At 54.1% G+C, this 26,093-nt stretch carries 21 protein-coding genes and 1 tRNA gene; 14 read left to right on the top strand and 8 right to left on the bottom strand.

The window, feature by feature from the left end; genetic code table 11:
• Positions 1 to 75 precede the first annotated feature (75 nt).
• The gene (locus tag L1047_RS06590; RefSeq protein WP_235278096.1) at positions 76 to 564 is read right to left on the bottom strand and encodes a hypothetical protein; all 489 of its coding nucleotides are present in this window, start codon (positions 562 to 564) and stop codon (positions 76 to 78) included.
• A gap of 49 nt (positions 565 to 613) precedes the next feature.
• On the opposite strand from L1047_RS06590, the gene L1047_RS06585 reads away from it, so the two are divergent.
• Together L1047_RS06585 and L1047_RS06580 are read left to right on the top strand one after the other, a co-directional pair.
• A tRNA-Asp gene (locus L1047_RS06585) sits at positions 614 to 687 on the top strand.
• A gap of 134 nt (positions 688 to 821) precedes the next feature.
• Positions 822 to 2,003, top strand: coding sequence for an aldo/keto reductase (locus L1047_RS06580; RefSeq protein WP_235278095.1), 1,182 nt, complete (start codon positions 822 to 824; stop codon positions 2,001 to 2,003).
• Here L1047_RS06580 and L1047_RS06575 read toward each other — a convergent pair.
• Together L1047_RS06575 and L1047_RS06570 are read right to left on the bottom strand one after the other, a co-directional pair.
• Positions 2,000 to 3,844, bottom strand: coding sequence for an alpha-amylase family glycosyl hydrolase (locus L1047_RS06575; RefSeq protein ID WP_235278094.1), 1,845 nt, complete (start codon positions 3,842 to 3,844; stop codon positions 2,000 to 2,002). The genes L1047_RS06580 and L1047_RS06575 overlap by 4 nt on opposite strands.
• Positions 3,845 to 4,376: 532 nt before the next feature.
• A complete protein-coding gene (locus L1047_RS06570) occupies positions 4,377 to 4,571 on the bottom strand; it encodes a CsbD family protein (RefSeq protein ID WP_235278093.1) in 195 nt (64 codons plus the stop codon).
• A 402-nt stretch (positions 4,572 to 4,973) separates the two neighbouring features.
• Here L1047_RS06570 and L1047_RS06565 point away from each other — a divergent pair, with 402 nt between their 5' ends.
• The gene (locus L1047_RS06565; protein ID WP_235278092.1) at positions 4,974 to 5,213 is read left to right on the top strand and encodes a hypothetical protein; all 240 of its coding nucleotides are present in this window, start codon (positions 4,974 to 4,976) and stop codon (positions 5,211 to 5,213) included.
• Positions 5,214 to 5,407: 194 nt separating this feature from the next.
• Here the strand turns inward: L1047_RS06565 and L1047_RS06560 are convergent, their stop codons facing one another.
• A complete protein-coding gene (locus L1047_RS06560) occupies positions 5,408 to 7,126 on the bottom strand; it encodes a putative bifunctional diguanylate cyclase/phosphodiesterase (protein ID WP_235278091.1) in 1,719 nt (572 codons plus the stop codon).
• Between the two features lie 252 nt (positions 7,127 to 7,378).
• Between L1047_RS06560 and L1047_RS06555 the strand changes: the two genes are divergently transcribed.
• Both L1047_RS06555 and L1047_RS16745 read left to right on the top strand, forming a co-directional pair.
• Complete coding sequence (locus L1047_RS06555) at positions 7,379 to 8,440, top strand: histidinol-phosphate transaminase (protein ID WP_235278090.1); 1,062 nt, start codon at positions 7,379 to 7,381, stop codon at positions 8,438 to 8,440.
• Positions 8,326 to 8,715, top strand: a complete 390-nt coding sequence (locus tag L1047_RS16745) for a DUF3368 domain-containing protein (protein WP_443081681.1) — start codon at positions 8,326 to 8,328, stop codon at positions 8,713 to 8,715. Before L1047_RS06555 ends, L1047_RS16745 begins: the two co-directional genes overlap by 115 nt.
• On the opposite strand, the gene L1047_RS06550 is transcribed toward L1047_RS16745, so the two are convergent.
• Complete coding sequence (locus L1047_RS06550; protein ID WP_235278088.1) at positions 8,678 to 9,532, bottom strand: Uma2 family endonuclease; 855 nt, start codon at positions 9,530 to 9,532, stop codon at positions 8,678 to 8,680. The genes L1047_RS16745 and L1047_RS06550 overlap by 38 nt on opposite strands.
• Positions 9,495 to 10,640, bottom strand: a complete 1,146-nt coding sequence (locus tag L1047_RS06545; RefSeq protein ID WP_235278087.1) for a TIGR03364 family FAD-dependent oxidoreductase — start codon at positions 10,638 to 10,640, stop codon at positions 9,495 to 9,497. Before L1047_RS06545 ends, L1047_RS06550 begins: the two co-directional genes overlap by 38 nt.
• 374 nt (positions 10,641 to 11,014) lie before the next feature.
• Here L1047_RS06545 and L1047_RS06540 point away from each other — a divergent pair, with 374 nt between their 5' ends.
• The 8 genes from L1047_RS06540 to L1047_RS06500 all read left to right on the top strand — a co-directional run bounded on the left by L1047_RS06540 (position 11,015) and on the right by L1047_RS06500 (position 19,279).
• The gene (locus L1047_RS06540) at positions 11,015 to 11,989 is read left to right on the top strand and encodes a putative 2-aminoethylphosphonate ABC transporter substrate-binding protein (RefSeq protein ID WP_235278086.1); all 975 of its coding nucleotides are present in this window, start codon (positions 11,015 to 11,017) and stop codon (positions 11,987 to 11,989) included.
• A gap of 114 nt (positions 11,990 to 12,103) precedes the next feature.
• Entirely contained in the window at positions 12,104 to 12,346 is a 243-nt protein-coding gene (locus L1047_RS06535) for a DUF433 domain-containing protein (RefSeq protein WP_235278085.1), read from the top strand.
• The gene (locus L1047_RS06530; protein WP_235278084.1) at positions 12,330 to 12,689 is read left to right on the top strand and encodes a DUF5615 family PIN-like protein; all 360 of its coding nucleotides are present in this window, start codon (positions 12,330 to 12,332) and stop codon (positions 12,687 to 12,689) included. The genes L1047_RS06535 and L1047_RS06530 overlap by 17 nt, the downstream gene beginning before the upstream one ends.
• An 82-nt stretch (positions 12,690 to 12,771) precedes the next feature.
• A complete protein-coding gene (locus L1047_RS06525; RefSeq protein WP_235278083.1) occupies positions 12,772 to 13,824 on the top strand; it encodes a putative 2-aminoethylphosphonate ABC transporter ATP-binding protein in 1,053 nt (350 codons plus the stop codon).
• Positions 13,821 to 15,599: a putative 2-aminoethylphosphonate ABC transporter permease subunit gene (locus L1047_RS06520; RefSeq protein WP_235278082.1), complete on the top strand. Its 1,779-nt coding sequence runs from the start codon at positions 13,821 to 13,823 to the stop codon at positions 15,597 to 15,599. The genes L1047_RS06525 and L1047_RS06520 overlap by 4 nt, the downstream gene beginning before the upstream one ends.
• A 629-nt stretch (positions 15,600 to 16,228) precedes the next feature.
• Entirely contained in the window at positions 16,229 to 17,692 is a 1,464-nt protein-coding gene (locus L1047_RS06510) for a serine hydrolase (RefSeq protein WP_235278081.1), read from the top strand.
• 95 nt (positions 17,693 to 17,787) lie between these two features.
• Positions 17,788 to 19,125: a ferredoxin reductase family protein gene (locus tag L1047_RS06505; protein WP_235278080.1), complete on the top strand. Its 1,338-nt coding sequence runs from the start codon at positions 17,788 to 17,790 to the stop codon at positions 19,123 to 19,125.
• A 10-nt stretch (positions 19,126 to 19,135) separates the two neighbouring features.
• Positions 19,136 to 19,279 (top strand): hypothetical protein, encoded by a 144-nt coding sequence (locus L1047_RS06500; protein WP_235278078.1) that lies wholly within the window; start codon positions 19,136 to 19,138, stop codon positions 19,277 to 19,279.
• A 93-nt stretch (positions 19,280 to 19,372) separates the two neighbouring features.
• On the opposite strand, the gene psaB is transcribed toward L1047_RS06500, so the two are convergent.
• Together psaB and psaA are read right to left on the bottom strand one after the other, a co-directional pair.
• Positions 19,373 to 21,607 carry a photosystem I core protein PsaB gene (psaB, locus tag L1047_RS06495; protein WP_235278076.1) on the bottom strand — a complete coding sequence of 745 codons (2,235 nt, stop codon included), beginning with the start codon at positions 21,605 to 21,607 and terminating at the stop codon, positions 19,373 to 19,375.
• A gap of 20 nt (positions 21,608 to 21,627) precedes the next feature.
• On the bottom strand, positions 21,628 to 23,895 hold the full coding sequence (psaA, locus tag L1047_RS06490; RefSeq protein WP_235278075.1) for a photosystem I core protein PsaA: 2,268 nt from the start codon (positions 23,893 to 23,895) through the stop codon (positions 21,628 to 21,630).
• A gap of 342 nt (positions 23,896 to 24,237) precedes the next feature.
• Here psaA and ureC point away from each other — a divergent pair, with 342 nt between their 5' ends.
• Positions 24,238 to 25,956, top strand: a complete 1,719-nt coding sequence (gene ureC / locus L1047_RS06485) for an urease subunit alpha (RefSeq protein ID WP_235278074.1) — start codon at positions 24,238 to 24,240, stop codon at positions 25,954 to 25,956.
• Positions 25,957 to 26,093: the final 137 nt, after the last annotated feature.

The raw sequence follows: 26,093 nt of genomic DNA, 5'->3' as shown, positions 1-26,093 counted from the left end.
AACCAGATGAGAGGAAACGGGATCCCCCTTTTGCCCCATCGGCAGGGATCCCATTCTTGGGACGACCCATCCGGATTAAGCCACCGAGTTGGGGGGAGGTGCGGAACCTTGGATGGCTTGGTTAATTTGCTCCGTTAGGGGTTGGGAAGCCACGGTTTTGCCCTGTTGACGGTCCCCCGCTTGGTCATAAAAAACAATCCCATCAGCACGGGAGAGGCCCAATCCCAAGAACAACAGCTCCAGAACCCCAAAGGGGGCGGCTTCCAGATCCGGGGCTTGGCTGCTCAGTTCCGCCAGTGTAGTCTGGGCATCTTCAATGTGCCCAAAGGCTGGGATCCACAGGTGGGTAATCGGTTCGGATCCCTCTTGAGCGGGCTTCTCCACCACGCGCACCGTCAGCCAACCGCCATCCGGGTAGCGCAAGGTTGTGTATTGCAAATGATCCAGGTGTTGGGCCACCTCCGTCAGCACATCCGCCACCTGTTGCATCGCTGCGGTTGGGATCCCGTTTTGTGGGGCCGTATCCACTAGAGCTGCGGCCTGTGCCGTTAAACTCACCACCATGATTGACAACTATCCTCATCGGACTGCATAATTGATATTCGCAACTACTGGGGTTGTAGTTCAATTGGTTAGAGCACCGCCCTGTCACGGCGGAAGTTGCGGGTTCGAGCCCCGTCAACCCCGTACTTTTCGGAGCATCTTCAGAACAATCTAGCGCACTCTCTTGCTGCCCCCTTCGAGGTTGGTTCAGGAGCTAAGCTTTAGCAGTGGGATAGTTTAACCCCGCCCTAAAATGGAGCTAGTCCATGGGAGGCACCATGCAGTATCGCAGATTTGGGCGCACTGAGTTAGCTATGCCTGTGCTCAGTTGTGGCGGTATGCGCTATCAGCACAAGTGGCAAGATGCCCCCTGGTCTGGGATCCCTGCAGAAGGGCAGCAAAACTTGGAGGCAACGATCCGACGGGCTTTGGAAGTCGGCATCAACCACATCGAAACCGCCCGTGGCTATGGCACCTCCGAGATGCAGTTGGGCCGCATTCTGCCCCAGTTACCCCGCCAAGAGCTGATTGTCCAAACCAAAATTGGCCCCAGTGCCGATCCGAAGCAATTCCTGGCCAAGTTCGAGAAATCGATGGCCTACCTGAACCTAGACTACGTGGATCTGTTGGCCATCCATGGGTTGAACGACTGGGAGGATCTGGAGCAAAGCTTGCGTCCGGGGGGATGTTTGGAGGTTTGCCAGCGGCTGGTACGGCAGGGGCGGGTGCGGTTTGTCGGCTTCTCCACCCACGGGCCGACCGAGGTAATCGTTAAGGCGATCCAGTCGGGAGGATTTGACTATGTCAACCTGCACTGGTACTTCGTCAACCAAACCAACTGGCCGGCCATCGAGGCTGCTAGCCAGCAGGATATGGGGGTATTTATCATCAGCCCTTCGGATAAAGGGGGCAAACTCTACGATCCGCCCGCCAAGCTGGTGCGGTTGTGTCAGCCCCTCAGCCCCATGGTATTTAACGACCTATTTTGTCTATCCCATCCGCAGGTGCATACCCTCAGCATTGGGGCGGCTCGACCCAGCGACTTTGATGAACATCTTCGGGCGGTGCATCTGCTGGATCGGGTGGATGAGCTGTTGCCGCCGATCCTGGCTCGGTTGGAGCAAGCCTTAATCGAGCAGGTGGGGGAACACTACGCCAAAACCTGGCATCAGGGTCTACCCCGCTACGATGAAACCCCTGGGCAGGTGAATATCCCGTTGATTTTGCTGTTGCGCAATTTGGTTTTAGCCTATGACTTGCTGGACTATGCCAAGGGCCGTTACAACCTGCTGGGCAATGGTGGTAGCTGGCTGCCAGGCCAACGGGCGGATAAGGTGGATGCCAAAACCTTGCAACCCTATTTAGTCCATAGTCCCCACCGGGAACGGATCCCTGATTTGTTGCAAGAAGCGCATCGGTTGCTTTCTGGGGCAGAGGTGAAACGGTTATCTCAGAGTTAAGCTGCCCATTGATCCCGCCATTTGACAATCCCCTCCGAGGCCAGCAACCAGCGGCGGGCCACCAGATTTTCCCAGATAGGAGATCGTCCCTCCCGCAGCAGTACATATTTGTAGGCGATGGCCTTGCCGGCACTCTCGTTGAAGGGGATCTCCCCAAACCAGGTGTTGGCGTTGATGTATTCCAGCGGGTAGCCCTTGGCCATGTCCCAGTTCCCCAATTCTGGGCAGTCCCCAATCACCACGATCCATTCGCCGGGTTGGGTGTTCACCCCGTTCAGTTGGGCCCGCACGATCACCTGCCCTTTCACCCGCTCCCCCACATGGCTGAGAACGATGACGCCACGGGTGGCTAATTCTAGGCCGTGAATGGCTCCCTCTTTGACGGTGAACTTTTGGCGGGTAAGAATACAGGTGTGCTCCCCGTCAGGGAATTCGGTTTCCACATGCTCCAGCTGGGTGGCTTCGCCTCGGTTGAGGGCGACAAAGCAGCGGCTATCTCGATAGCGACGGCTATAGCACCAGACATCCTCGGTGAGGTATTTGCGCCACTGGCTGCCTAGGGACACAGCCGGGTTGAGGCGGCGTAACCCCGACAACAGGCGAATTTGCCGATAGAGGGGCGAGTCGGGATCCCAGTGTTCCATCATCGGGCGATTGTAGGGATCGTTGCCGCCATCAGTGTCGTTGTGCAGGTATTGCTCGGTGCCGTAGTAAAGGCAAGGGATCCCGCGGCTGGTCATGATGATCGCCACCGCCACCCGCAACATCTCCGGATCGGGGTTGAGGGTTTGGAAGCGACACATGTCGTGGTTGTCGATAAAGGTGATCAGCTCCGTGGCCCCGTTGTAGCGGTAGTCTTTGGCGATGATGTCGTCGATGACGTGAAAGCCACCAGCAGCCCCCTGTCCCAATGCTGCCCGAATGGCCACACAGAGGCCAAAATCCAGGATGGTCATGCCGGAACAGTTGGCAAATTGCAGCGATGCCTCCACCTCTGGGCCACTGTAAATCCACTCCCCAAAGATGAATACATCCGGCTTATGGGTCTGGATATCGGCATTAAACTCCTGCCAAAACCAGATGGGCATGTGCTTGACGGTATCCACTCGCAGGGCATCTACACCCCGATCCAGCCATTGCTTAATGGCCGATTTGATGTAGTTGCGATAGTCAGGGTTGTTTTCGTTAAAGGTGGCTAACCCGGCTAATTCGCAGTTTTGCACCTGCCACTCGTCTTCCCAGTTGGTGACCTCACCGTAGTGGTGATACCAGTTGTTGACATCATTGTTAAAGTCAGCGATGAGCTTGCCATCGTCGAACAACTGCCCCTTCACTCCGCCCGTATCGGGGCTGCTGTGGTTGCAGACGATATCCAACACTAGCTTCATCTTGCGCTTGTGCAGTTCCTCGATCAGCCGATCAAACACTGTGGGCTTAGGGTTGTTGAGGGAGGGATCCTCCCCTTTGCCGATGTAGCGAGGATTCAGTCGCTTGAAATCTTTTGTCCAATAGCCGTGCATGGCGGCACTTTCGATGAACAATCGCTCCACCTGCTCAAACAACGGGGTGAGCCAAATGGCGGTGATCCCCATCTGCTGCAGATAGTCCAGCTTGTCGATCACCCCCTGGAGATCTCCACCCCAATACTTGCCCCAATCCTGTCGTTCGGGATCATACAGTTCTGGGTTTGGCCCTTCACTATTGTCGGGATCCCCATCAAAGAAGCGATCCACCACTAAAAAGTAAAGGGTCTCTTGGCGAAATTCGACATCACGGGTGTAGAGAAACTCTAAATCTTGAGAAGCACTGCTAACCTCTACAATGTCAGTCTGGGGATCCATAGCTGTGCTCCAGGATAACGGTGAAGGTTAGCAACGAAAGTTCTACTTTTCAGGCCGTTTTTTCCGCATCCACCCACTTTTGATGGGTGGTCATATCGGCTGGGTTGAAAAGAAATACCGAAGCCACCGTTCGTCTTGAACAATGGATAAGGTTTGTACTCCTGGCTCTGTCGAAAAGCGGCGGATCTCCGCTACGAGGTGCTCTTTGGGCGCCGCAGAAGCGCCCCCTGTACAATCAGCTGGTCTGTGTCGATTTCTTCAACCTTCGTAGCGACCCGTTCCCATTCGGGAAAACCCTGCTGCAAAGTTGACCCAAAGGGATCCCTTACAGTCTTTTCCAACTTCATGTAGGCTCTTGAGCTAGGCAAAAGACAAGAGATTGACCTGAATCTGCCACATCAGATAACGCTGAAAAAGGCTGTAACTCAGATGCTGCCGCAAGATCCAGATTCCAGAAATAATGAGGGATACAAAGGCTCTCAATCTTGAGGCAGCTATCCCTCACTGACAATTGATTAACTTGATTAGCTGTTCAACCGAGTAAATTGTCGATACCCTCTTTGACGGCATCTTTTACATCTTCTTTGGCATGTTGGGCTGAGGCTTCTGCTTGCTTGGCTTGGCCTTCTAGTTTCTGTTTTTCATCCCCAGTCAGTTCGCCAACCGCCTCTTGGATCTTGCCTTCAATGTTCTTAGCGGCAGCTTCAATCCGATTTTCGATGTTCATGATTTGCTCCTGTTTGGTATAAAACAGAACATTAATAAATCCGTGATCGAACCCTGAAGAGGTATCGATGGATTAAAGGTAGCATGTCTTAGTTTCTAAGAACAACGGAAAAATCTAAACCTTTACCTATGTGATTAGGGCTACAGGACCAAGAGCCAACTCTTCACACCAGTTCACGTGCAGCAGAAAGAAAGGACTCCCTCGAATCCGAAGCTGGGGAACCAGATAGCATGCCTATCAGCCAGACTGCCCATTGATTGCTGTTCAGAAAAGGTAGAGTTCTGTTGCATAGTGTTCTTCTCAGCTACGGGATGTGGCAAGTTGAGAAATAGGGGTAGGGATCTCTTCAATCTGTTAAGTCATTTGAATTCTTCGACTCCAATCATTCAGAGGTGGAAATCTATGGACGTTGACGAAAAATCCCGAGAACAGGTGGTCAAAGAGCGCCAGCACAGCGAGCATCTTGAAGAAACCATGCGTACTCGCAAGCAAGCGGAACTGGAACATGGGGTTCAACATAGGGAAGTGATAGAACAGGCGCGGGAAAGTTTGGCAAAACATCGCCAGCAGGAATCCCACATTCAGGAGACCATGCTGGAGCGAACGGAAGAGCGTTTGGAACAGTCGAGTCAGGAAGGTTGAGATATCCGACTGAGCAGGGTAAGCTTTCGCTGCTGTGGGATAATACAGCCTTTTTCGACTCTACACAGGCTCTTGAGTTAGGCAAAAAACCTGATGGGGTAAGGGAGTGATCTGAATCTGCTGGATCAGATCACTCAGATAACGCTGGAAAAGGCTGTACCCTGATGGATTTGAGTTCCTAATCTAGGTGGATCCTAGGTAGTTTGCAAGTTCTTGAGAGCCAGGGGTGGGTTTTCCAAAAAGTGGGTCATGCTGGCTGCAGAAACTGGTCGGGAAATGAAATAGCCCTGTGCTTCGTGACAGCCCAATTGGGAAAGGAAGTGCAGATGTTCGACAGTTTCTACTCCTTCCGCCGTAATCCGTAACCCTAGACTTTTGGCCATGGCGACGATTGCTTTGACAATCACAGCTACCTCCGCTTGAGTGGTGAGGGCGCGGGTGAAGGATTGGTCGATTTTGAGGGTGTCGAAGGGGAGGCGGCTCAGGTAGCTGAGGGAAGAATATCCCGTGCCAAAGTCATCCAGAGCAATGGTGGATCCCCGTTGACGCAGCTGTTGAAGCACCTGTACTGCCCGCTGCATATCTCCCATGAGGATGCTCTCGGTTAGCTCAATCTCTACTTGTTCGGGTGTCAAACCCGTGTCTTGCAGCACTTGAGCTAGCAAATCTGTGAGGGATTGTTGTTCTAGTTGTACAGCTGAGACATTCACCGCTATACGGATTGGGGGTAAGCCTGCCTGTTTCCAGACCCGACATTGCTCACAAGCGGTTCGGAGCACCCACTCACCAATGGGTAAGATCAAACCTGTTTCTTCCGCAATCGGAATGAATCGGGCTGGGGAGACCATGCCCAACTGGGGATGCTGCCAACGGATCAGAGCTTCGGCTGCTAGGATACGTCCCGTTTCTAGATCGATGCGCGGTTGATAGTGCAGCAGCAGTTGTCCTTGTTCGATTGCTTGGCGGAGATCGCCTTCTAGGCTGAGACGCTCTTGTGAAAGTTGTCGAAGTTCTGGCGAGAAAAACCGCTTTTGATTGCGTCCTTCTTGGCGGGCATGTTGCAGAGCGGCCTCGGCATTTTGTAACAGTTGCTCCGGGGTTTGGCCATCGTTGGGAAAGAGGCTAATGCCCACATTCACCCCAACGTAAGCAGGATGGCTGCCTATCAGAAAAGGTTGGTCAAAACAGGCGATCAGAGCTTGGGCCAGCAGAGCAATTCCTTCGTCAGAATACAGATCGGCACGTACCACGTTGAAGAGGTCTGGGGCGGTATGGGCCAATAGGTCGGTTTCTTGTAGGGGAAGGGATAGGCGTTGAGCTACTTCGCGGATCAGGCGATCTCGGGCTTCGCTTCCCCAGGTAGTGCTGATGTCTGGGATCCCTTCTAGGCCAAGGGCAAGAACCACAACACAGCGTTGGCGCAAGCGAGCGACAGCCAACAGTTGTTGGAGCTGGGTGCGGAGGTTGGTGGCATTGGGCAAGCCGGTAAGTTCGTCGTAGTTGGCCATTTGCCGGATCAGCCGGTCGAGCTTGCGTAGGGTAATGCCGGTATTGGCCATCAGGATCCCGACAGCATCTCGAAACCCGGTGGGCAAATAGGGTACGGTGTTGCTTTTGAGATAGTCCTGCAGGGCGGTACTGGTAACGCTCACCGGGGCCAAGAGAAAATGCAAAGCCAACAGGGTAAGAACAGTACCCACCAATGTGGCCAACAGAGCAATCAAAAGGATCCCGGTGGCTTGGGCTAGGGGCAAGGGATTACTGAGAATAAAAAAGGCCAGCAGGGTGAGCAACGGGACATGCGTGCCCAAGAAAGCCACTAACATGATCTTGAACTGGTAGCTGCGGCGCAGGGCCGGAACTTTAGCCAGGGTGCGATAGAGCCAAAGGCTGGACAGTTTGGCAGATTGCATAGCAGCCACTCAATATCTGCTAGATGATAGTGGCCGCCACAAAACTCGCAAATGGCGGGTTTAGGCGCTTCGGTTTGGAGTCAGAAACGGTGAGCCACCCATAAGTTAAGGATAATACAAGCTGTTCTCGCTTGTACGGGGAATGGGATTTAGGAATTTCAATATCTCAGGTTATTCCGCCGGGGATCCGTGATAGAGGGGCTGGTGACGGGGTTGGCACTGTTATCATAAGTACCTCGATCTGTCTGGGGGATGTGTGCCTTGCAATATTTGCGCCCTGATCTGCTTCATCTCAAGCCTTACGATGCTGTGTTGCCTCAGGCTGCGGACAAATTGGATGCCAATGAGTTCCCGTTGGATTGGCCCATTGGCTTTAAGCAGAAGCTCTCCCTGCTCTGGGAAAAAGGGATCCCCAGCAACCGTTACCCTGATGCCAACCACCACGGCCTCAAGCAAGCCATTGCTGTCTATGCCGGCGCGGATCCCACCCAGATCAGCGTGGGCAATGGATCAGATGAGCTGATTCGCTCGCTGTTGATCGCGACCTGTTTGGGTGGGCGGGGCAGCATTTTGGTGCCAGAACCCACCTTTTCCATGTACGCAATCCTGGCCGGGAGCTTGGGGATCCCGGTGGTGCGGGTGGGGCGGGATGCGGATACCTTTGCCCTGGATCCAGATCTGTGCAATCTAGCGCTAGCCGAGCATCCGATTCGGGTGGTGTGTTTGGTGGATCCCAACTCTCCCACAGGCAATGGCCTCAGCGAAGCTGAGTGGGCCTGGATTGAAACCCTGCCCCCTGAGATCCTGGTCATTTTGGACGAAGCCTATTTTGAATTTAGCCAGCACACTGCTCTGCCTAAGTTGTCAGATCATCCAAATTGGGTGATCCTGCGCACCTTCTCCAAGGCCTTTCGTTTGGCAGCCCATCGGGTTGGCTACGCCATCGGCCATCCCCAGTTGATTCAAGTGCTGGAGTCGATTCGTCTGCCCTACAACCTACCCGCCATTTCTCAATGGGCCGTCCAGATCGCCTTGGAACATGCCGAGGAGTTTCTGGCCGACTTACCCCTTTTGCGCCAAGAACGAGAAACCTTATACACCGCTCTGCAGCAGTTACCTGGGGTACGAGTATGGCCCAGCCAGGCGAACTTTTTGTACCTGCGGGTGGAGGGGCGGGATCCCCAACACCTGCAACGGGAATGGCAGGAATTGGGCACTTGTGTCCGCTCGACGGGTGGGGGCCTACGGCTGACGGTGGGCACTCCAGAAGAGAACCAGCGCGCACTCGATCGCCTGCGGCAAGTGTTGCGCTAGTTAGACATCACTCTGTCCGTGGGTATTGCAAAAGCCTCCGGCCCGCTGGCGTGAACGGTACTTTGGGACTTTTGATTTGGGCGAAGCAGCAAGGTACTGTTTCTAACTTGAAGGAACAACTTGATGCCCTGCAAACTGAAGGCAAGTTTCGTCTTGGCAAACAAGTTTATAAAGAGGCGTTCAGAAGAGTTTGGGAGTTGTCGACGTTAGAAAGGGCTGTATTGCACTGGTTGTTAATCAGAGCTGCTCTGGATCCAATCCTTGAGAGCGCATGAAGACTTTAAGCCGCTCGAGCTGTTCCTGAGTTTGCTCTTTAGCTTGCCGTTCTTGCTCGGCTCGTTGGTATTCTTGCTCAGCTCGCTGCCGTTCTTGTTCAGCTCGTTGCCGTTCGGCCTCCTCAGGCAAGGGGATCAACTGCCCTTCAGCCGTAAACCAACGCAGTTTCCCCTCATGAATCCCTAGCTTTAGCCCCAGTTGCTCGCTGGGAAGATGCCCCGCCGAGTCTGGGGGGATTTCTTGATAACGACTCTCGACTAGACGGAACCCAGCAAATTCTAAGGTGTGAGGATCGAACCAGTAATACTCCGGCAACCGCCAGATATCTTGATAGAGGGTTTTCTTGGCACCTTTGTCCACCTTGGCTGTGGAACTCGACAGCAGCTCAATCACCACATTGGGATACTGCCCTCCTTCATCCCAAATGGCCCAGCTGCGTCGATCTTTTTTTTCAGTTCCTAAGACCACAAACACATCCGGCCCGCGAAAATCTCGTGTTTTGAGTTGCTGGGTGTTGTAGTAGACGGTCAAGTTGCCAGAAATATAAAAGTCCTGACGATCGTGCCACCAATAGTGCAAGAGCCGAATCAACAGATCGATCTGCTGACGGTGAAGATCAGATTCCAAGGGTGGCTCATCACTGTCTAAATTGCTGGGAGGCAGCAGGATCTCGTCAGGGATCTCCTCTTTCAATAGGGGGGGATGGTCATCCAGACGAGTCATGGCTGATAGAAGTGGGACACGGGATCCAAGGCGAATGGCATCAGTATAGTCGGGTTCATCCCAGAGATGCGACCACCTCTTGCGCCAGCCCAAAGGAGAGGGTCATCCCAGCGCCACTGAGGGCATTGATGATCTGCACCCCTGCTTCTGGCGCATAGATCCATTCTGTTTGCCCAAAAATCTTCGGGTAAACTCCATTCCAAAACTCGGTGATGTGAAAATCCGGCACCTGGGCGAAGGTTTTTAGGTAATCGAGAATGTATTGGTTAATAAAGGCGCGGTCGAAGGGTTCAGGGTTGGGGCCATATTCGTGAGAGTCCCCGATGGTGAGTTCTCCCTGCACATTTTGCGACACCATGACGTGGATCCCCCATTCTGGAAAGTGGGGTGTTTCTGCTTGGATGCGGTCTTTCAGGGATCCCAAACTGGAACAATGGGCAAAAGCTTCGTAGTGGGTCAGTGTCAGGCCACCACAAAGGGAAGGGCCAATGCGAAACCCGTTCGGTTGCGGGGCAGTACGCATCATCTGGAGCTTAACTTTGGTGATGCCGCTCTCAGCAAAGATCTGCGGGTAAAGGGTCTCAAAATCGGCTCCGCTACAAACAAAAATATGCTCAGCCTGCCAAGTTTTCCCGCCAGCCACTAGGTGGGGTGCGTTGATCTCGGTGACCACTTGGCCAAAGTGAAACTTTACCCCATACTGCTCTGCTAGATATTTCGGTAGCTGCCGAATTGCCTGGCGCGGATCCACCGTCATTTCGGTGCTGCTCCACAGGGATCCCAGCAATCCTTCTGGCACTACAGCCGGGCTTTTTTGAAGGGTTTCGGCAGGGCTAAGCAACTGAATATCGTAGCCACCCTCTTGGCGGGTCGCCACAAACTCCTCAATCACTGCCAACTCATCAGGGCGATGGGCCAAATGCAAAGAGCCACAGGCTTCTATCAGGATCCCAGCTTGTTTGGCAACCTCTATCCAGATCGCTCGGGAGCGCAGTGCCCTTGCCAAAAGGGATCCCTGCGGCTGGCCAATCGGCCAAATCATGCCGAAGTTGCGAATGGAAGCCCCGACGGCATAGGGATGCCGCTCGAATACCGCCACCCGCCAGCCTCGTTTAGCTGCTGCCAAAGCATGGGCTAACCCGACGATCCCGGCCCCGACAACGGCCACATCCACACGGGTATCTGCTGAAGACTGGAACATCAGGCCAAAATCCTAAAGTGCCAAGGTTTACAGGGATCACTGAAGAGTATGAACGAGAACTTGCTGCTCTAGATTAACCTTTCCGCCCGAGCAAACAGAATGCAGATTCGAGACGTAACGAGTTTGTTAAAAGAAGGATGCTTAATCGTCAGTTAACCTTGGGTTAACCAAAATCTTCTCAAACTTCGGGATGATGCTGGAGGGGCACAGCATGGCTGCCGTGCCAGTTGGCTGTTGGGCTTTTGATTGGCTCTGTTGGTTGAGCCCGTATCCTATTTTCTTGAGGACATTCGTTTATGAGACACCACAGAAAATTGGCTTCACTGGCCGCATTTTTTCTACCGATTCTACTACTTTTGGGCTTAGGGATACCTTTGGCGATTGCCCAAGCCGATAAAACCATCAATGTTTACACTGCCCTCGAAGACGATCAAATTGCGGTGTATTTGCCCTTATTTGAAAAAGAGCACCCCGATATTAAGGTCAACATTGTGCGCGACTCCACCGGAGTGGTGACGGCCAAGTTGCTAGCGGAAAAAGACAATCCCCAAGCAGATGCCATCTGGGGTCTGGCGGCTACCAGTTTGTTGGTGGCCGACCAACAGGGCCTGTTGGAACCCTATGCCCCAGCTGGATTGGATCGCATCTTGCCCGAATTTCGGGACAGCAGAAACCCGCCCCACTGGGTGGGTATTGATACTTACTTTTCTGTCTTTTGTGTCAATACCGTTGAACTCAACAAGCGCAACCTGCCCATGCCCACCTCTTGGGCAGACTTGACCAAGCCGGAATACAAAGGTCAAATCGTCATGTCCAACCCGGCCTCTTCCGGTACGGGGTTCCTGTCGGTGGCCACTCTGCTACAAATGAAAGGGGAAGAAGAAGGCTGGAAATATCTGGATGCCCTGCACGAAAACATTGCTCAGTACATGCACTCCGGCTCTAAGCCCTGCCGCGTTGCCGGAGCGGGCGAGTATGTGATTGGTATTTCCTTCGATTTCCGGGCCATTCGCCAAAAGAATGAAGGGCAACCAATTGAAGCAATTTTCCCCTCCGAAGGATCTGGCTGGGAAGTGGAAGCCAATGCGCTGGTGAAAAAAGCCCAAATCAAGGATGCTGCCAAAACTTTCCTAGACTGGGCTATTTCCGATGCCATTATGCAGGAATATGCCAAGAGTTTCCCTGTAACTGCTGCCAAAACCAATGTGCCGATCCCAGCCGGTTACCCTGCCGATCCGGTGGCACAACTGTTTGCTGGCAATGACTTGAACTGGGCTGCTGCTAATCGTGAGCGCATCTTAGAAGAGTGGACGAAGAAATACGACGTCAAGTCTGAACCCCGTTCTTGAGGTCAGGATCCCTGGCTGAGGATGTCTTGTAGTCCCTCTCTTTCTGGGCAGGAGGGGAGGGATTTCACTTTTCGGCTTCTGCAGTAGGATCTAAGTCATCTCAAGGAGTTGGTTGTGAGATTGGATCGCATCACTATCAATCCTGATCGCCTGAATGGACAGCCCTGCATTCGCAATTCGCGTCTCACTGTTCGGCGGGTGATAGAACTCTTGGCCCTCTATCCGAGTCGTGAGGAACTCTTGCGGGAGTTTCCTGAGCTGGAGGATGAGGATATTCAACAGGCACTCCGGTTTGCCGCTTCCTATTTAGAGGATCAGGTCATCGAGCTACCTGACTCAGATGGAACTGCTGCTTGACCAAGGGTTGCCTCGTTCTGCCCCCACCTTGCTGAGTCAGTTGGGTATTGTATCTATCCATATCGCAGAAATTGGGCTGTCGGACGCAGAAGATGCTGTCCTATTAAGCAAGGGATATATTCTTGTCACTCTAGATGCCGACTTTCATGCTTTGTTGGCTTTATCTGGAAGTTCGTCTCCATCCGTGATTCGCATTGAGGGACTGCGTGCTTTACCGATTAGCCTTCTATTGCAATCCGTAATCGGGCAATGTCAGAAAGAATTGTTGCAAGGCGCTATGGTCACTGTTCAGCCCAACCGCATTCGTATTCATCTTCTGCCGATCCTAAGAGAAGAAGCATAGCTCACTTAACCCACTCTTGCGGGCAATGAACCCTTTACAAACAATTAATACTCAATCTCCTCCTATCGTTACGGATCCCTATTTGCAACTTCAGCAAATCCGTAAAACCTTTGGTCGTTTTACCGCTCTTTCTGCCATTGATCTAGAAGTTCAGCGGGGAGAGTTCATCTGCCTGTTGGGGCCGAGTGGCTGCGGCAAGACCACCCTCTTACGTATCATCGCTGGCTTAGAAGAACCGGATTCTGGACGTATCTGGCAGGCAGGACAAGAAATTACAGCACTGCCCCCATCCAAGCGGGATTTCGGCATCGTTTTTCAAAGTTATGCCCTTTTCCCCAACCTAACGGCAGCCCAGAATATCGCTTATGGACTGGTGAATGCCGGGATCCCCAAAGCCAAACGGGAAGAACGGGTTGAGGAGTTGTTGGCTTTGGTGGGTTTGTCGGGATCCGGCCCCAAATATCCGGCCCAGCTCTCGGGTGGGCAACAGCAGCGGATTGCCTTGGCACGGGCCTTGGCGTTGTCACCGGGGTTGCTGCTGCTGGATGAGCCGCTTTCAGCTTTGGATGCCCAGGTACGAGCCAATTTGCGAGGGGAGATCGCCCAGTTGCAGAAGCGCTTGGGGGTGACCACAGTGATGGTGACCCACGATCAACTGGAGGCCCTGACCATGGCAGATCGTATTGTCGTTATGGATCAGGGATCCATTGTGCAGGTGGGTACACCCCTGGAGATTTACCAGAACCCGCTTACTCCCTTTGTGGCCCGCTTCATTGGGGTGATGAACTTCTTGCCGGGGGTGTTGGAGGCTTCCGGCCAGGCGCGGTGCCGAAACTATGGGTTGCAAGTGTGCAACTCCAGGGCTGTGCCAGTCGGATCCCCGGTGACCTTGGCGATTCGCCCAGAAGACATTCGTATCGATCCATCCCTGAGCGGAAATACCTTAGAAGCAGAAGTGCTGCGTTCTGAGTTTTTAGGAGCAGTGTATCGGCTGTGGCTACGAGTGGGCGAGGGCTTAGAACTCATTCTGGATTTATCGGTACAGGAGGCTCGGCAGGCACAGATTCAGATGGATCGTCCTTTATCGATTCAGTTGCCCCTTGAGCACATTCATCTGTTTGAGGCACAGCCATGACCCGCGCTAGTTCGGATAGAGCTGTATCTCCCAGGGGAATGGGATCCCCAAGCTTAACCGTTCAGAGGGATCCTCTTGGAAGCAAAACCACCCCCGAAGATTGGCTGCAACGGGGGCTGATTCTGCTGGTAGCCCTGTGGTTGCTGGTATCAGTGGTCTTACCGCTTGGTCAGATCCTCAGCCGTAGCTTAGTAGATGCCAATGGGGCATGGGTGGGCCTAGCCAACTACCGCACCTATTTCACCACCCCTGGCTTGGCGTTTTCCCTGCGCAATACGATGTGGGTCTCGCTCACCAGCACCCTCATTTCCGTCGGGTTGGGGTTTGGCTATGCCTATGCTCTAACTCGCACCTGTATGCCCCTGAAGGGGTTGATGCGCCTGCTGGTGATGTTGCCTCTGTATTTGCCTTCTTTGGCACAGGCGATTGGGTTAATCTATCTGTTTGGTAATCAGGGCTTGGTCTCTACGGGCTTATTTGGCCTGCTGCCGGAGTGGCGCATTGGTCTTTACGGCCCCACTGGGATTATCTTAGGCGAATCACTTTACTGTCTGCCGCAGGCGGTGTTGATCCTCAGTACAGCCCTACTGCTGGCGGATGCACGGCTCTATGAAGCCAGTTTGGCTCTGCGCACCCCCGCTTGGCGCACCTTTTGGACGGTGACCTTACCCGGGATCCGTTTTGGCTTAGTCAGCGCCATCTTTGTTTGTTTCACCCTAGTGTTCACGGATTTCGGGGTGCCCAAGGTGGTGGGGGGCAGCTACAACGTGCTGGCAACAGATATCTACAAGCAGGTGATCGGCCAACAAAATTTGGTTATGGGCGCCACGATTAGCGTGTTGATGCTGGTGCCGACGGTGATTGCCTTTGGGGTAGATCGGCTGGTGCAACAGCGGCAGGTGGCTTTGGTGGGCAGCCGGGTGGTGCCCTATCAACCGCGTCCCAACCCCTGGCTAGATTGGGGATCCCTGATTTTTTGTGTGCTGGTGGCGGGGGTCATTCTTGCGGTGCTAGGAGCATTGGTGGTGGCCTCCTTGGTACGGGTTTGGCCCTATCAGCTCACCCTTAGCTTCCGCCATTACAACCTCAATGCTGCTCCGGGAGGTGGATATCCTGCCTATTGGAATAGTTTGCGTATGTCGGCTTACACGGCCATTTTTGGCACGATCATCGTTTTTATTAGCGCCTATTTGGTGGAAAAAAGTCGGCAATGGCCAAAATTGCGCTCTTTGATTTACTTTGCCTCGACACTGCCGGTGGCGCTGCCAGGATTGGTGCTTGGTTTGGCCTATATTTTCTTTTTTAATACCCCCAGCTGGGCAGGGATCCCTAACCCTTTCAATGGCCTCTACAGCACCATGAGCCTGTTGGTTATTTGCAACATCATTCACTTCTACACGGTTAGTTTTCTCACTGCTAGCACTGCCCTCAAGCAATTAGATCCGGAGTTTGAAGCAGTGGGATCCTCTTTAGGGGTACCCTTCTACCGCACCTTTTGGCGAGTGACTACCCCCCTTTGTCTACCTGCTATTTTGCAGATTGGAACCTTTTTCTTTGTGCAGGCGATGGTAACGGTCTCGGCGGTCATTTTTCTGTATCCTCCCAATTTGCGGTTGGCTTCTGTGGCCGTTGTCAATATGGATGATGCCGGAAATACTGCTTCAGCGGCGGCCATGTCTACGCTAATTGTAGTCACCAGTCTCGGGATCCAACTGCTCTACTGGGCAGCCACCACTCGTTTGTGCTGTTGGAGCCAGGCTTGGAAGGAACGGTAACATTACAGCCTTTTCCGACTTTATGAAGAGCCTTGTGACCCAGAGCCTAGGTCACCTTAGGTAGAGCTGCATCCTTGTCGGGCAAGCGATGGACTGGAACTAGCTGTAGTCGATAACGCTGGAAAAGGCTGTAGCTTAAAACTAAACCCTCACTGCATTTTCATCATCCAGAGGTTCTCCGTTTTCACCAAGCACGATCCGTTGCCAGAGAAACACAGTAATAGCTGGAACAATAGACCGTTCTCCAAAAGTACATCGCAGCTCCGGAAAGGCATAAACTATCTATTCTGATTCGCTCACTTCGTTAATTGCATTGATGAGTTTTCCCTGCAGCCGTGAGTGACGAGACTTGGACATGGGTTTTGGGATCACATGGCCATCAATCTATTCATTTCTTGGTTTCGTCTCCGGCAATTTGAGAAAGTCTTCTAAGGTTAAGGGTGGTGATTTGGCAAAGGTCATAGGTGTTATGCCAAAAATTTGCACCTAGTGTATCAAGGGGATCTGACTGAGTTGTAGGGAAGATCATCCTGTTCTGAGTTTCTGGCCTGGGATCCCATCTGGACAACCTGCGGATTCAGTCCCTTGCTGGAGGGTTTATACTGATGAACTCGCATGGGTAGGCGGGCATGAATTCGCGGGCACACTTACAGGCAGATTTGGCTCAGGTTTTCGAATCCTTTCAACTGCCAGGTCTGGCAGTGGCAGTGTTGGCAAATGGGGAGATCTCCCCATTTGAGTTTGGCTACCGTGATCTGGCTACACGAGAACCCTTTACTTGCACCACCCTCTGTTTGGTGGCTTCTGTGAGCAAGTCATTCACGGCGACCCTGGCTGGGATCCTTGTGGATCAGGGACAGGTCGCTTGGCAAGAGCCGGTGCGCCATTACTGGCCAGAGTTGCACTTGGTAGATGAAGAAGCAACCCAATTCATGACCCTGACGGATATGCTCTGCCACCGTACGGGCTTGCCCTACCACGAGAACCTGCTGGCCGAAGGAGTAGGACGAGATCTACCCGGCAGCGGGCGGGACTATCGACAGAAACTGCTGAAACGTCTGGCCTATTTTGATCCCTCTCAGCCCTTTCGCACGGAGTTTCAGTACCAAGACATTGTGTTTACCTGTGCTGGGGCCCTTTTGGAAAGCATCACCGGGCGCAACTACGAAGACCTGATCCAAGAGCATTGGTTGGATCCCTTGGGCATGACGGATAGCACCTTTTCGCGTCAAGCGGCCTTGGCCACCGGGCGTTTGGCCCAGGGCTATGGCTGGGTAGAAGGGCAGATTCAACCCATTCCCCACTGCGATACCCGCTACATTGCTCCTTCTGCAGGGCTTTATAGTACCGCGAGTGACCTGATGCGTTGGCTGCAACTGCAGTTGGAGGGCGGAGTTTGGGAAGGGAAGCCACTCATTTCACCAGCCAGTTTGAGATGGATCCATCGACCTCATATGGCTATTGGGGCACAGGTTTCGTTGGTGGGTGGAGGGTTGGCCACCTATGGCTTGGGTTGGATACAAAGCAGTATCGGTTCCGAACTGATGCTCTCCCATGGCGGATCCTTTAATGGCTACCGCACGACGGTGGCATTTATCCCGGCGCGTGGCTTTGGGGTAGCGGTTCTAACCAATCTCAATGTCAGCAATGCCAATACGATCGGTGCTTTGGTGGTTATGGATCGGCTGTTGGGGCAAGCTCAGGTGGAAGCTCGAGTCGCTTACGGAAAACGGATAGCGGACAGATTTGCCCAACAGGCAGCCGCGGCGGAACAAGCCTTTTGGGCAGGACGGGATCCCAGTGCTATGCCCCAACATCCCCTGGACAATTATGTGGGCCAGTTTCAACACCCCGGCTACGGCACCTTCACCATTACCCAGATCGACGGCTGCCTCTGGCAAACCTATGATGAGCGCACCTACCCGTTGGATCCCTATCAGGGCGAAACCTTCAGCACCCGTTTTCAATCTACAGAAAATCGCCTCTTGCACCTCTCCTTCACCTTTGAAACCGATGCCGAAGGGCTGGTGGTCGCAGTTCGGATCCCAATCGTGGAGGATATTCCGCCACCAAGATTTGTTCGCGTGGTTTGAAGAACCATAACAATACCCTACATCCCCAAACGGATCCCTTTGGAAAGGGGAAATCCCCTTTTAGGGTAGGCAAGTACTTTTCCAGGAGGTTAACGATGAGACGACTGCTGATGCACAATCCCATCGCTGTGGCTACCGTTTGGATTCTGGCTTATATTGCCCTCACCTTGTTTCCATTGCTGGTGCTGCTCTTATACCCAGTGCCGACGGGGCGCGGTTTCTGGCTGGAGTTTTCTGTGGCGCTCGGCTTTATTGGGCTAGCGATGATGGCGCTGCAATTTGTGCTGACAGCCCGGGTCAATCGTATTGAAGCGTCCTATGGCATCGACATTCTGCTGCAGTTTCATCGCTACACTTCGCTGGTGGCCTTTGTCATGGTGTTGGTACACCCGGTCATTCTGTTCATCATTCAGCCTGAAACTCTGCAGTTGCTGAATTTCCCTCAGGCGCCTTGGCGGGCTCGTATGGCGGTGTTGGGCACGTTGGCCTTTTTGGCGATGGTTGTGACCACCCTTTGGCGCAAGCCACTGCGGATCCCGTACGAACCGTGGCGAGCTTCCCATAGCATTCTGGCGGTGTTGGCGGTGGGCTTGGGGTTTGGACATGCCGTGGGGGTAGGCAACTATCTGGGCTTGTTTTGGAAGGCTGTCCTGTGGACGGGATTTATTCTGGTTTCCCTCTGGCTGATTCTCTATGTGCGCCTGGTAAAGCCCTGGATGATGACCCAAAAGCCCTACGTGGTGGAGGAGGTGATCCCTCAACGGGGCAATGTCTGGACTCTGGCCCTCAAGCCACTGGGGCACGATGGGTTTACCTTTCAGCCGGGTCAGTTTGCCTGGCTCACCCTGAATATCACCCCCTTCAGCATGCGAGAACATCCGTTTTCCATGTCTTCGAGTGGGGATCGCTCAGAGCGCATCGAGTTTGGCATTAAGGCGATTGGCGATTTCACCCGCCGCATTAAAGATGTACGACCGGGTACCCGTGCTTACCTGGATGATCCCTACGGTGTCTTTACCACCGAGCGCTACTGGGATAGTGCTGGCTTTGTCTTGATTGCGGGTGGAGTAGGGATTACCCCGATTTACAGCATGTTGCTGACAGCAGCAGAGCGAAAGGATGATCGTCCTTTTCTGTTGATTTATTCAGCTCCCTCTTGGGAAGAGGTGACCTATCGGGAGGAATTGGAGGGTCTGAAGGAGCAGCTGGATCTGACACTTGTATATGTGTTGCGCCAGCCGACGGAAGGATGGAACGGTGAAACGGGCTACGTGGATCGCGCTCTTCTAGCAAAATACATTCCGCTACATCGGGGCAGCCGGCAATATTTCATTTGTGCAGCACCCGTGATGATGGATGCGGTGGAGCGGGCTTTATTGGAGTTAGAGGTGCCTGTGACGAATGTGCATATCGAGCATTTCGATTTAGCTTGAGGAGAAAAAGATGCGCTACAGCATGATGTTGCAATTGGTTACTGGGATCACCCTTGTTTTGCTGGGATCCGCAGCGCTGTTTGCCTGGATCCAAAACCGCATTGAGCCGGTCGAGTTGGGACAAAAGCATCTTCCCTACAGCAAAACACTTTAGCAAATTTGAAGATCAAAAAAGGGATCCCTAAACAATAGGGATCCCCTTAGACTTATTTAGATCATTTAGATCAGGTAGATCAGGATTGACCCGCTAGCCAAACTGTGAGGCTGTCGAGGCGATCACAAAGGCCGCATAGGTAAGAACATAGCCCACCGTGAAGTGAGCCAGGCCCACCAACCGACCTTGCACAATCGACATGGCCACCGGCTTATCTTTCCAGCGGATTAGCTTGGCCAAGGGGGTACGCTCGTGCGCCCACACCAAGGTCTCGATCAGCTCTTGCCAGTAACCGCGCCAGGAGATCAAGAACATGAACCCGGTTGCCCATACCAAGTGGCCGAACAGGAACATCCAGGCCCAAACCGCCAGGTTATTCATCCCGTAGGGGTTGTAACCGTTGATCAGCTGAGCAGAGTTAGCCCAGAGATAATCCCGCAGCCAGCCCATCAGGTAGGTGGAGTTCTCGTTGAACTGGGCAGTGTTGCCGCTCCAAACGCCGAGCTGTTTCCAGTGCCAGTAGAAAGTGACCCAGCCGATGGTGTTCAGCATCCAGAACATAGCCAGGTAGAAGGCATCCCACGCGGAAATATCGCAGGTGCCACCCCGACCTGGGCCATCACAGGGGAAGCTATAACCGAAGTCTTTCTTATCAGGCATCAGTTTAGAGCCGCGGGCATCCAGCGCACCTTTGACCAAGATCAAGGTGGTGGTGTGCAGACCCAAAGCAATAGCGTGGTGTACCAAGAAGTCACCAGGGCCAATCGGCAGGAACAAGGAGCCATTGGGGTCGTTGATCGCTGATAACCAACCGGGTAGCCACACGTTGCCGTAGTTGGGCCAGGCGGTAGAGGCGATGCTATCGGGGTTGGCCAACAACACATCCATGCCATAGATCAGCTTGCCATGAGAAGCCTGGATGAACTGAGCAAACAACGGCTCGATCAAGATTTGCTTCTCCGGCGTGCCGAAGGCTTGCATGACGTCGTTGTGGACATAGAGCCCCAAGGTGTGGAAGCCCAAGAACAGCGACACCCAGCTCAGGTGAGAGATGATCGCTTCCTTGTGATCCAGTACCCGCGCCAGCACATTGTCCTTGTTGGCTTCAGGGTTGTAATCCCGTACCAAGAAGATCGCCCCGTGAGCAAAGGCCCCTACCATCAAGAAGCCAGCAATGTACTGGTGATGGGTGTAAAGGGCTGCCTCTGTGGTGTGATCTAAGGACATGAACACGTACGGATTGAGGGAGTACATGTGCTGCGCCACCAGCGAGGTGACCACCCCCAAGCAGGCCAAGTGCCAGCCCAACTGGAAGTGCAAAGACTCATTGTAGGTGTCGTAGATGCCTTCATGGCCACGGCCCAGCAAGCCCCCAAACGGAGTGCCCTTAGGCGGGTTGTGAGCTGCCATGATCTCCCGCATGGAGTGGCCAATGCCCCAGTTGGTGCGGTACATGTGACCGGCGACGATGAAGATCACCGCGATGGCCAGATGGTGGTGGGCCATATCCGTCAGCCACAGGGACTGGGTATTCGGGTCGAAGCCACCCAAGAAGGTGAGGATAGCGGTGCCCGCTCCCTCGGCAGTACCCCAGGCATGGCTGGTGGTATCCGGGTTCTGGGCATACACTCCCCAGTTGAGGGTGAAGAAGGGCTTCAGGCCCGCCGGGTGGGGCAGAGTGGTGAGGAAGTTATCCCAACCCACATGCTGACCGCGAGACTCAGGGATGGCGACGTGTACCAGGTGGCCGGTCCAAGCCAAAGAACTGACCCCGAACAAACCTGCCAAGTGGTGGTTGAGGCGGGATTCAGCATTCTTAAACCAGCTCAAGCTGGGTCGGAAACGGGGCTGTAGGTGCAACCAACCGGCAAACAAGAGGGTAGCCGCAAACAGCAGCAAACCGACCGCACCCGCGTAGAGATCCGCATTGGTGCGCAAGCCGATGGTGTTGAACCAGTAGTAAAGACCGGAGTAAGCAGCATTGACAGGGCCGCCGCCACCGGGTTGGGTAAAGGCCTCTACGGCTGCCTTACCAAACTGGGGATCCCAGATGGCATGAGCGATAGGGGTCACCCCACTGGGGTTGGCTACCCATTGTTCGTAGTTGCCTTGCCAGGCGATGTGAAAGACGTTGCCAGACGCCCACAGGAAGATGATCGCCAGATGGCCGAAGTGGGTGGCAAACAGCTTTTGGTAAAGCCGCTCCTCCGTCATGCCATCGTGGGTTTCAAAGTCGTGAGCGGTGGCGATGCCATACCACAAACGACGCGTGGTGGGGTCGCTGGCAAGGTCTTGGCTGAACTGTGGAAAACGAGTTGCAGTTGCCATTGTTCAATTTCCTCCTTGCCTTAGCCGAGTGCGCCGAACCGTGCCAGGAAGAACGCCCACGTGGTGACGATCCCTCCTAACAGGTAGTGGGCCACACCGACCGCCCGACCCTGAATGATGCTCAGAGCGCGGGGCTGAATGGCCGGAGCGACTTTCAGCTTGTTGTGGGCCCAGACGATGGACTCGATCAACTCCTGCCAGTAGCCGCGGCCACTAAACAGGAACATCAAGCTGAAGGCCCACACAAAGTGAGCGCCCAAGAAGAGCAACCCATAGGCTGAAAGGGCCGAGCCATAGGAGTTGATCACCTGAACTGCTTGGGCCCACAGGAAGTCCCGCAGCCAGCCGTTGATGTTGACCGAACTGGCCGCGAAGTTGCCGCCGGTAATGTGGTCAATCGTGCCATCAGCGTTGACGGTGCCCCAGATATCGCTCTGCATTTTCCAGCTGAAGTGGAAGATGACGATGGAAATGCAGTTGTACATCCAGAACAAGCCCAGGAACACGTGATCCCAACCGGAGACTTGGCAGGTGCCGCCCCGACCAGGGCCATCGCAGGGGAAGCGGAAACCCAACTTGCCTTTGTCGGGAATCAGACGGGAGGAGCGGGCAAACAGCACACCCTTGAGCAGAATCAACACCGTGATGTGGATGGTCATGGCGTGGATGTGATGCACCATGAAGTCGGCTGTGCCCAAAACCATCGGCATCATGGAAACCTTGCCGCCGATGGCTACGATGTCGCCACCGAAGATCGGACTCACCGAGGCACCGGCATAGGGCGCGGTGCTAGCGATGGCATTGGTGTGCAATGACTGGATCCACTGGGCGAAGATCGGCTGCAGTTGAATGCCCGTATCCGAGAACATGTCCTGCGGACGACCGAAGGCTTGCATGGTGTCGTTGTGGACGTAGAAGCCAAAGGCATGGAAGCCCAAGAACAGACACACCCAGTTCAGGTGGCTGATGATGGCATCCCGATGGCGCAGCACGCGATCCAAAACGTTGTTGCGGTTCACCGCTGGGTCGTAATCCCGCACGAAGTAGATGGCCCCGTGGGCGGCACCACCCACCACAAAGAAGCCGCCCAACCACATGTGGTGGGTGAACAACGAAATTTGGGTGGCGTAGTCGATGCCCATGTAGGGGTAGGGGTTCATGGCGTACATGTGCTGAGCCACGATGATGCTCAGGGATCCCACCATGGCCAGGTTGATGGCCAGTTGGGCATGCCAAGAGGTGGTGAGCACTTCGTATAGCCCTTTGTGGCCTTCACCAGTGAAGGGGCCTTTGTGGGCTTCTAGGATTTCCTTCATGGAATGGCCGATGCCCCAGTTGGTGCGGTACATGTGACCGGCCACGATGAAGAGCACGGCAATCGCCAGATGGTGATGAGCCTGATCCGTAAGCCAGAGGGCACCGTTTTGCGGATCCAAGCCTCCCTTGAAGGTGAGGAACTCGGCGTATTTGCCCCAATCTAAGGTGAAGAAAGGTACCACCCCACTGAAGATGCCCCAATCGACGCTAGGGAACATCTCCTTCATCAAGGCCGGGTTGAGGATGAACTCATGGGGCAGAGGCACTTGGTCAACCGGCACGCCCGCATCCAACATCCGGTTGATGGGGATGGAAACGTGAATTTGGTGACCGGCCCAAGCCAATGAACCCAACCCCAGCAAGCCCGCCAGGTGGTGGTTCATCATGGATTCCACATTCTGGAACCACTCCAGCTTGGGAGCACGTTTGTGATAGTGGAACCAACCGGCAAACAGGCACAAGCCAGCCATCACCAAACCACCGATAGCGGTGCAGAGGAGTTGAAACTCGTTGGTGATGCCACCGGCCCGCCAGAGGTGAAAAAGACCTGAGGTAATGCGGATCCCTTCAAAGCCGCCACCCACATCCCCGTTCAGAATTTCCTGGCCAAAAATAGGCCAGACAACCTGGGCGCTGGGCTTAATGTTGACCGGATCCGCTACCCAAGCGGAATAGTTGGAGAACTGAGCTCCGTGGTAGTACATGCCGCTCAGCCAGACAAAGACCACCGCCAGGTGGCCGAAGTGAGCGGAAAAGATCTTACGAGAGACATCTTCTAAGTCGCTGGTGTGACTATCGAAGTCATGAGCAAGAGCATGGAGGTTCCAGATCCAGGTCGTGGTCTTGGGTCCACGCGACAGGCTGCGATCGAAGTGCCCCGGCTTGGCCCATCTCTCAAAGGAAGTGGGAACCGGATCCACGTCAACCGACACCTTGACCTTTGGCTCTCGCTCCTTTGGCGTAGTTGTCATCAAGAACTCCTCTCTTGCGACAAGGAACGAAGCATTCCCACCCGTCGGCAGCCGTGAAGCTTGGGGGATTCCCCCAGGGCAGGACTTACAAGGCATTATAGGGCAGCGTTTGGTAGCCCCCGGATGCTTCACAATAATTAAACCAGGGATCCCTTGCCCCATCAGGATTACGACAGGCTTATGATCGATTTTTCGATCATAGTTGTGAACATATGTAACGGATTTTCAGTGGATTTAGGAGGAGTAACAACAGGGGCCGACTTGGGCAATTGGGTCGAAAGGGATCCCCTGGATGGGGATATTTATGGTAGAAACCTGTCAACCTTTGCTGGAAGCCATCCCATGACTCTGGAAATTCCCCGTCGTCAATACGTCAGCAACTACGGCCCCACAGTGGGGGATCGGGTGCGCTTGGCGGATACAGACTTGCTCATTGAGGTGGAGCAGGATCTCACCACTTACGGGGAGGAGATTAAGTTTGGGGGCGGCAAGACGATTCGGGATGGCATGGGCCAATCGCCAACAGCCACGCGGGCGGGGGGAGCTTTGGATCTGGTGATCACCAACGCCTTGATTTTGGACTGGTGGGGTATTGTCAAGGCGGATGTGGGGATCCGGGAGGGCTACATCGTCGGCATTGGCAAAGCGGGCAACCCCAATATCCAATCGGGGGTGACGCCGGGCATGGTGGTGGGGGCATGTACGGAGGTGATCGCCGGGGAGAATTTGATCCTGACGGCGGGGGGGATCGATGTCCATGTGCATTTTATTTGTCCGCAACTGTGCGAGTTTGCCCTTGCCTCTGGGGTGACTACCCTTTTGGGGGGCGGCACCGGCCCAGCCACCGGCAGCAATGCCACCACCTGCACGCCGGGATCCTGGAATTTGGGCAAGATGTTGCAGGCTGCGGAGGGGTTCCCGGTCAATTTGGGATTTTTTGGCAAGGGGAACGCAGCCTTTCCGGACGCCTTACGAGAACAGATCGAAGCGGGGGCCTGTGGCCTCAAGATTCACGAGGATTGGGGATCCACCCCGGCGGTGATTGATAGCTGCCTGCAGGTGAGCGACGAATATGATGTGCAAACCCTGATCCACACCGACACCTTAAATGAATCGGCCTTTGTGGAGGACACCATCGCCGCCATCAATGGCCGCACCATTCACACCTTTCACACCGAAGGAGCTGGGGGTGGACATGCGCCCGACATCATCCGTATTGCTTCTGAACCGAATGTGCTGCCGAGTTCCACCAACCCTACCCGTCCCTTCACCCGCAATACCATCGAAGAACACCTGGATATGTTGATGGTCTGCCATCACCTCAGCAAGAATGTGCCGGAGGATATCGCCTTTGCTGAAAGCCGCATACGCCCCCAAACCATTGCCGCCGAAGATATTTTGCACGATATGGGGGTGTTCAGCATTATCTCCTCTGACTCCCAAGCCATGGGCCGGGTGGGGGAGGTGATCCTCCGCACTTGGCAGACCGCCCACAAGATGAAGGTGCAACGGGGATCCCTGCCGCAGGACTCTGCCCGCAACGATAACTTCCGGGCCAAACGCTATGTTGCTAAGTACACCATTTGCCCTGCCATAGCCCAGGGCCTTAGCCATATGATCGGCTCGGTGGAGGTGGGCAAGCTGGCCGACCTCTGCCTGTGGAAACCGGCCTTTTTTGGGGTGAAGCCGGAGCTGGTGTTGAAGGGGGGGCTGATCGCCTATGCGCAAATGGGGGATCCGAACGCTTCTATTCCGACGCCGCAGCCGGTTTATCCCCGCCCAATGTTCGGTAGCTTTGGCCGAGCCATGACCGCAACCAGTCTGCTGTTTGTTTCCCAAGCGGCTCTGGAACAGGGGATCGGGCAACAATTGGGGATCCAACGTCCGGTGGTGGCGGTTAAAAATTGCCGCGAGATTGGCAAAGCGGATCTGAAATTAAATACCAGCACACCCCACATCGAGGTGAACCCAGAAACCTATGAAGTGCGGGCAGATGGTGCTCTCCTGACCTGTGAACCGGCGGAGATATTGCCCATGGCACAACGGTACTTTCTATTTTGAGTGTTTATTTTGAGTGTTGTTTTGAGTGCGGTGCTCCAAGCCTGTCCTGACTCTAAGGTTTGGCAAACTATTCTGAAGATACAAGAGCAACGGAGCTCTAAAGTATCTTCCAATGGGATCCATAAGAAAATTTGTAG

Origin of the sequence: Synechococcus sp. Nb3U1 (genome assembly GCF_021533835.1) — a bacterium.
Lineage (GTDB): Bacteria > Cyanobacteriota > Cyanobacteriia > Thermostichales > Thermostichaceae > Thermostichus.
This window is presented reverse-complemented; position numbering and strand designations above follow the sequence as displayed.